The following is a 2,562-nucleotide window of genomic DNA, read 5'->3' as shown; positions in this document are numbered from 1 at the left end:
CTCTATTAGAGTTTACTATATATTTGAATTAATGAGCAGCAATGATATTTACGAGGCTCCAATTAAGACAACAGTAGATGTGGAACAAATCATAAATCTTATGCTTGAAAGTATAAATTTTCACGAGTTAAAAGAAGAGTTAAGGATAAATGTATACAATAATAGATTTAGTCCAATAAGCCGAAGTGAATGCGAAGCAGAGATATTGAATGTAGTTTACTTTAATAATTTTCAAGTAATAAAAGATTATGAAGATTTTAATGATGTTCCACAGAATGTTACGATTGATAAATTCAAGAGATTCTTGTATTTTGCGTTAGGAGAGATAGATAACTTAATAATTTTTGAATAGTTTCTAATCTACACCAATTTGTAGATTACCCTGGGGCCTGAAAGCCCCCGCCAGCGATTGAAAGGCCGTGTTGGGTAAACGAACCATGCCGATTAATTCAGCCTTCTGTGCGAGGATCTGCCGCACAGTGGAGTCTTGTTTGTCCATTGTGCCTTTACTGACGATAAAACCCAATATGCCTTCAGGCTTGAGCAAGTCCAGCGAACGGATAAAAAAGTAATCGTGAATGTAATGGCTGCTGGTGTAGCGGCATGGATACGGATATTATGAAAAGGGATATTGGAGAATATGACAACAAAGCGTTGTTCGCGCCAGTTAGAATACGCCCGTAATAACCTTAAAACAGAGTACATTGTGGCGGGACATCATCCGGAAAATGCAGCAACGAACAAATCGAATTCGATGACCCAAACTGCTTGGCTTTAAAGATCTCTTGTCAGTCACTCAGGGAAAGAGTATCCGCAAAATTGCTCGGAAAGTTTGGTTTTGAATACACCCATAATAAATATTATGATGCAACAGGCTTTGAGCATCCTACATATAAACTAAAAATGGCTTAATGCATTGAGCTAACGGGATACGTTAGTTGAATGACAACCGCGGCAGTCTAAGACTTTATTTTTCAATTCTTGGTCCGCCGCTGCTTCTTTTAATAGATCAGTCTAAAACTTATTTTCTAAAAGCTGACGATTTTTCTATTTAAAACCTGCGGTAATTCAACGACTCCAGTCTAACACTTTATTTTCACCAAACAGCTAACTGTGACCAGGGATGCGCCAAGGCAACAAAAGTATCTCCTGCATTGCCTGCAGGAGATACTTTTGTTGTGGTATTGAAGTTGTTTTAATTATTGATGAAATGCGTCGTTCCTAAAAGCATACAAAAAAGGATCGTTAACATTTCTGCAACGATCCCTATTGGCATGTCTTAAAATAAATAAAAAGCCCGTTAATAGACGATGATTCAACATCTATTTTAAGGGGACACTTCGTTAGTCCCATTAGCTGCTTTGCTAAACTAATCTCCTTATTGGCTGATGCTTATAGCTTATATTGAACGGAATGAACGACCTTTTTCAATTATGCCTGCTCCTGTTATCTGCCACGTTTATTTAAGAGGGGGAGCTGCCATTGGATCAAGACCACTTGCCGCCCAAGCCAGGGCTTGATTCTGATCTAGTTGGTTCAACCGTTCCATATCGTTATCAGAAATTTCAAAGTCAAATAAATTTAAATTTTCACGTATACGTTCGGGTTTACTGCTTTTTGTTAATACAGCGTAGCCGTGCTGTAACCCCCATCTTAATAGCCCCCTGGCTTCCGACACCTCAAGTTTCGTAGCAACTTCTTTAATGATCTGTTGGCCTTCTTTTTTGATTTCAGCGAGCACTTCTCCTCCCTGGCCTTCTTCAACCCGCCAGGTTGAAAGAGGAGCCAGCGAGCTATAGGCAATCGGTGCGATCGCATTTTCCTTCATGTATCTGGTGAGCTCGACTTGGGCAGAGATAGGATGAAATTCAATTTGATTTGCTTCAGGCTTGGCCAGACCTGCATCCAAAATTTCTTTAATTGTCGCAATATTGTAATTTGATACTCCAATATGCTTAGCCAGTCCTAATTTTTTCAGTTCAACAAAAGCATTCCACTGTTCCATTCTAAGTTCGGAGAGTGGGGCATGTATAAGGTAAAGATCTACATAGTCAAGCTGGAGCTGTTTAAGCTGATTCTTTAACGTCTCAATGGTCTGACTGTAGTTTTTATCGGTTTGACTGTAGTTTTTAACGGGTGCAGGGAAAAGTTTAGTCGTGACAAAAAGCTCATCCCTTGAAACTCCAGCCGCTTTAATACCTCGGCCAGTACCTTCTTCATTATTGTAAGCCTCAGAAGAATCAATGTGTCTGAATCCAGCTTTAAGCGCTTCTGTAACACTGTATTCCGCTTGATCATCCGATAATTGGAAGGTACCAAACCCTACGAGAGGCATACCTATTTCATTGCGAGTCGATTCTGTTAGTTTCATTTTATGAGTCTCCTTTAATTTATTATGATGATTCCTATAGTTGTTATTACGCTCTTTAGAAAAAAGCTCAATTATGCGTTACTTTTTGCATATATGCACCTCCTTATGTGAATCTATTTAAACTCATGTTAAAAGCATACTACCTTCGAGCAACACGAAGTCAACTGTATTAGAAAACTTCTATATATTTT

General features: G+C 38.8%; 4 protein-coding genes. 2 read left to right on the top strand and 2 right to left on the bottom strand.

Annotated features, from left to right (window positions below; all coding sequences use genetic code 11):
• On the top strand, positions 1–352 hold a 352-nt coding region (locus tag ACQQ6X_RS08940; protein WP_430493566.1), incomplete at its 5' end, for a hypothetical protein.
• A gap of 3 nt (positions 353–355) precedes the next feature.
• Here the strand turns inward: ACQQ6X_RS08940 and ACQQ6X_RS08935 are convergent.
• Positions 356–580 (bottom strand): hypothetical protein, encoded by a 225-nt coding sequence (locus ACQQ6X_RS08935; protein WP_430493599.1) that lies wholly within the window; start codon positions 578–580, stop codon positions 356–358.
• A 60-nt stretch (positions 581–640) separates the two neighbouring features.
• Here ACQQ6X_RS08935 and ACQQ6X_RS08930 point away from each other — a divergent pair, with 60 nt between their 5' ends.
• A complete protein-coding gene (locus ACQQ6X_RS08930) occupies positions 641–778 on the top strand; it encodes a hypothetical protein (RefSeq protein ID WP_305168238.1) in 138 nt (45 codons plus the stop codon).
• A 681-nt stretch (positions 779–1,459) separates the two neighbouring features.
• On the opposite strand, the gene ACQQ6X_RS08925 is transcribed toward ACQQ6X_RS08930, so the two are convergent.
• Positions 1,460–2,371 carry an aldo/keto reductase family protein gene (locus ACQQ6X_RS08925; RefSeq protein WP_305168237.1) on the bottom strand — a complete coding sequence of 304 codons (912 nt, stop codon included), beginning with the start codon at positions 2,369–2,371 and terminating at the stop codon, positions 1,460–1,462.
• Positions 2,372–2,562 lie beyond the last annotated feature (191 nt).

It is taken from the genome of Paenibacillus ottowii (genome assembly GCF_050516475.1).
GTDB lineage: Bacteria > Bacillota > Bacilli > Paenibacillales > Paenibacillaceae > Paenibacillus > Paenibacillus ottowii.
The sequence above is the reverse complement of the archived record's forward strand: the minus strand, read 5'-3'. Positions and strand labels throughout refer to the sequence as shown.

Excerpts from the sequence above, each read along its gene's own strand:
- ACQQ6X_RS08925 (WP_305168237.1), bottom strand. The coding sequence starts at position 2,371 with ATGAAACTAACAGAATCGACTCGCAATGAAATAGGTATGCCTCTCGTA.
- ACQQ6X_RS08930 (WP_305168238.1), top strand. The coding sequence starts at position 641 with ATGACAACAAAGCGTTGTTCGCGCCAGTTAGAATACGCCCGTAATAAC.